The sequence below is a fragment of the Methanoculleus sp. genome (assembly GCF_035363275.1).
In the GTDB taxonomy this organism is placed as follows: Archaea; Halobacteriota; Methanomicrobia; order Methanomicrobiales; family Methanoculleaceae; genus Methanoculleus.
The window spans coordinates 1-4,063 of the sequence record NZ_DAOSET010000094.1 but is presented as its reverse complement, the minus strand read 5'-3'; the positions used below and the strand labels follow the sequence as shown (position 1 = coordinate 4,063).

Genomic DNA, 4,063 nt, shown 5'->3' with positions numbered 1-4,063 from the left:
AAAGGCCCGCCGGAAACGCCACCAGCCCTGATCATCCCCCCGTCTATCTTCCCCTCGAAACAGCCGACGTCGAAGAGGCGGCCCGGCTCTACACGGACGTCTTCATCGCCGACGAGCCGACAACGCACCGCCATGCACCGGACCCGGAGATCTTTCTGCCGTATGCACGGTGGTACGCCGAACATCTTGCAACAAAAGAGCTGAGCCATATCGCCCGCGATAGACGGACAGGCGAGATCGCCGGGTTCATCTTCTGCCTTGACCTCGCCGGCGACCTCGCAGCCGAAGGGGCGACGATGGCGGAGTTTCTTGCCCAGTTTCGTGAAACAGTCGAGATGCTCGACGAACTGGAAGGACGGTACATCGACCGGGACAAGATCGCCGCAGGCACCGTGCTGCATATCTTCCAGATCGGCGTAGCCCGGCCGTACCGCGGGTGCGGGCTGGCGCAGGCGATGATCCGGCGTGCGCTTATCTCTGCCCGGAGGCGTGGATTTTCCCGGGCGGTTGCCGATTGCACCGGCCCGACCTCCAGAAGAGCGTTTGAACGCTGCGGCTTTGTGCAGGCAGGCATTCTACCCTACGATTCGTTCAGCACAAACGGCGTTGCGTTCTTTTCGGGCATCGACGGCGGGATCTCCCTGATGGTCAGGGAGATCGAGACGGCATAACACTCCCCTCAGTCGCGGCACCGGAACTTCAAAAATAAGGTGACGCGATGCACCGGCCTGATCTTCAATGTGGCTACTATGATATCTGCTCTATATTGTCTTCTCCAGCACCCACCCAACCAGTCCCGCGTTCACGACCATCCCGGAGAGTTGCCGGGGAGGGACCAGCACCACCCCCGACTCCGCGGGCGCCTCGTATACTGCCAGGGCGTCGTCGGGAGAGTGGACAACATAGAAGAGCTTCTTAAAATCGTCCGGATTGAACTGCTCTGCATACTCGCGGAACTCGGGAAGGGTCGATCTCGATTTCACCTGGACCTGGTAGGTCTCTCTGTTGATCGGATCCTCGAACTCGATATCCGCAAATTTCATCGCCTTACCGACGACGCTCCTCCGCCTCCAGCCTGCTCCCGAAAAGACCAGATCGACGAGCACCTCGAAATCTCTCCAGTGCAGGTGCCGGATCAGGGCCTCGGTCCGGCAAACCAGGTCTTCCCGTGCGTCGACGACCGCGGCATACTCGGGCGTATGCTCGCCGTTGATCAGGCGCCTGAGGGTATCGAGCGGCCTGACCGTGCAGGAAGTGGCCTGGTAGGCCTGCAGCTGGGCAACGGCGCCGGGCAGCGTATTGACCAGGAGCGATTTGCCCTGGATGCTCCGATCATGCCAGCCGCCGTCGAGCAGGCGGTATTTAGAGATCTCGTCCTCAAGGATCGGGCCGTTCTGCAGCCGGCACCACCAGAGCTTCGAGTCAGTGAACGTGATCCATACATCGTCGTGGCTCGAGCCGTGGATCGTTTTGAGGGAGTTGAAGTCGTGGGTGGCACTTCCCGGGTTGCTGACCTTATCCCGGATCGCGTCCTCGATTCGGTCCCATCTCTCCCGGTGGATATCATCGAGGCTGACATTGGTCCAGCCGATCCGCATCTTTCCTTCCTTGATGCTTGATTGCTCCCACTTCCCCTTCTCTCCCAGCTTGATGTAGTAGGCGTGATCGAAGTCGATGTTCTCCATGGTCCCCTCCCCGGAATATGAAACGCTACTGGATTCCGATACGTAAAAAGGTAATGCTGCGCTCTCATTTCGCTAAAGCGTCCGGTCGAATATCGGGAGGCTTATCCGGCCATTCTATTGGGTGTATGGCCGGAGCGTCGGCCGTCCTATAAGGAATGAGATCCCGATGCGAAAGAACCTAAATACATGCACATACACATACACAGTCATGGGAACCAGGACAATCAGCATTAGCGACGACGCATACGAGAGGCTTTCCCGGTTAAAAGGCCCCTCGAACATGAGTTTTTCCGAAGTAATCCTGAAGTATACCCCGCCGAAGAAGAAACTCTCCGAGATCCTCAAGGAGTTCGGGCCGAACCCCGCGCTGGCCGACTCGGTCGAGGAAGCCTCACGCGAGATGAGGAAGGCTTCGATGCGAGAGGTCGACTTCGATGCCGACGCTTGATACGTCCCTGCTTGTCGACCTGATCCGGCACGACCCGGAGGCGATGAGAACGCTCGAGGCGATGGAGCAGGAAGGGTTGCCCTTTGCCACCACGGTGATCAACATCCTCGAACTCTACCGCGGAGCCTGCCTCTCGGCATCGGCGCAGGAGAACATTCGGGAAGTCGAAGCGATCACACGGGCGCTGATCGAACTTCCCGTCACGGACGAGACCTACCGGATCTTCGGCGCACTCGCTGCCGAACTCCGGGGAAACGGCAATCCAATCGGGGACTTCGACGAAGTAATCGCAGCAATCACGCTCGCCGGCGACGGCGAGATCGTCACCCGGGACCGTCACTTTACCCGGGTTCCCGGACTGAGAGTCAGGAGATATTAAGAATCCGGGCGATGAAGAGCGGGATCAAGCGTGGATAAGGCATAGTCCGGGGCTCTTGCGCTCTCACCGTATCGCCTGCTAGCAAACATCCGAGGGCATTGAGTAATCTCAACGGAGTACAGCCATAATCCGGGACCGCAACCGAGAGACGAGTCCTTATTCGCGCCGAATTATGATATCCGTCCCGTCCCCGGCAACTGCGCTCCAGAACTTCGTGACAAGTGCACGTGCCTCGGTTTCCGGCATCAACCCGCCCAGCGGATCAACCTTCGGGCAGAGTTTGCTCATCTTCAGAGTGACCGTACATGTATCCCTGCCCCTATCGACCCGTGCCATCATGTGGGGATATAAGCCGGCAATCGATCGGCCGGCTCGTGTAAATAGCGCAGCTGCCATGATTCCAGTGCGGACAGGCTGCACCATTCCCTGGCGTTACGATGTAGATACCATTGGACTGCTGCACGAGAAGGTTCTCCTGTGATTCTTAAAGTGTGCTTCATACTCGGCCCCGTCAGCATGAGCCCGTTCAACCACGTACAACAGTGCTGATCCGTGCTGCACGTGCCGCACAGGTTGTCCATCACGCTCTCCATCCCGCAACCTCCGGGCACCGGGCTGTGGCATTGATCTTTTAATACACATGGTGTCGCTGCAGCCAATGAGGGTTTCCGGGACCATGCCCCCCCGAATGACCCCGGAACATACCCGGATAGGATAAAAAGGGGCTGTTAAACCCGAAAGGTCCGGACTACTGTCATTTCATCCAGCCCAGTCTCCGGACCAGGCTGCTCCATCTCAAAGGGATCCAGGAGAACTCTCGCAAACAGCCCCAGGACCGGGAATTACCGATATCGGGCAAATGAAGTCAAGATCGGGCTTGCCCTCTGCAAGCGTATAAGAATGATCACATCAGGGCGGTCGTGGTCCATGAGCAAACTTTTCTCCAGATCCTCTATCCATATACGGAGGCTGGCTATGACGGAGAAAGAGAGGATGTTACACGGAGAACTCTATTTCGCATACGACGAAGAACTGAAGCGGGATCGCCTGAGAGCCAGAAGATTGACACGATTATTCAATGGGACGACTGAAGAGGAATTGGAATATCGGACAGAGTTGCTCAAGAAACTCTTTCAATCCGCGGGTGATCACATCTTTATCGAACCGCCGTTTCGCTGTGATTACGGCAGTCAAATCCGTATCGGCGACAATTTCTACGCAAACTATGACTGCATCATCCTCGATGTCTGCGCTGTGACCATAGGCAATCATGTCTTCTTTGGCCCCCGGGTCGGCGTCTATACTGCCGCGCACCCGATCGACGCAGAGGTGAGGAACGCGATCCTCGAGTACGGACGACCGATAACGATAGGCGATAGTGTCTGGGTTGGAGCTGATGTTGTCATCAATCCTGGCGTAACAGTCGGGAACAACGTGGTTATCGGCTCCGGCTCCGTCGTGACGAAAGATATACCCGACAACGTAATTGCTGCCGGCAATCCGTGCAGGGTCCTGCGTCCAATAACGCTTGAAGATAAGGAGTACTGGGAG

5 protein-coding genes are annotated in these 4,063 nt (G+C 57.2%); 4 read left to right on the top strand and 1 reads right to left on the bottom strand.

The window, feature by feature from the left end; translation table 11 throughout:
* Positions 1 to 671 (top strand): GNAT family N-acetyltransferase (locus PLN84_RS12660; protein ID WP_299952528.1); only part of this gene is annotated, 671 nt, incomplete at its 5' end.
* A gap of 90 nt (positions 672 to 761) precedes the next feature.
* Here PLN84_RS12660 and PLN84_RS12655 read toward each other — a convergent pair.
* Entirely contained in the window at positions 762 to 1,685 is a 924-nt protein-coding gene (locus PLN84_RS12655; RefSeq protein WP_292384818.1) for a hypothetical protein, read from the bottom strand.
* Positions 1,686 to 1,893: 208 nt separating this feature from the next.
* Between PLN84_RS12655 and PLN84_RS12650 the strand changes: the two genes are divergently transcribed.
* The 3 genes from PLN84_RS12650 to PLN84_RS12640 form a co-directional block, all read left to right on the top strand.
* Positions 1,894 to 2,133 (top strand): antitoxin VapB family protein, encoded by a 240-nt coding sequence (locus PLN84_RS12650; RefSeq protein WP_048104542.1) that lies wholly within the window; start codon positions 1,894 to 1,896, stop codon positions 2,131 to 2,133.
* Positions 2,120 to 2,512 carry a type II toxin-antitoxin system VapC family toxin gene (locus tag PLN84_RS12645; protein ID WP_348532137.1) on the top strand — a complete coding sequence of 131 codons (393 nt, stop codon included), beginning with the start codon at positions 2,120 to 2,122 and terminating at the stop codon, positions 2,510 to 2,512. Before PLN84_RS12650 ends, PLN84_RS12645 begins: the two co-directional genes overlap by 14 nt.
* Before the next feature lie 975 nt (positions 2,513 to 3,487).
* Positions 3,488 to 4,063: sugar O-acetyltransferase (locus PLN84_RS12640; protein ID WP_348532136.1), on the top strand; the 576-nt coding region annotated here is incomplete at its 3' end.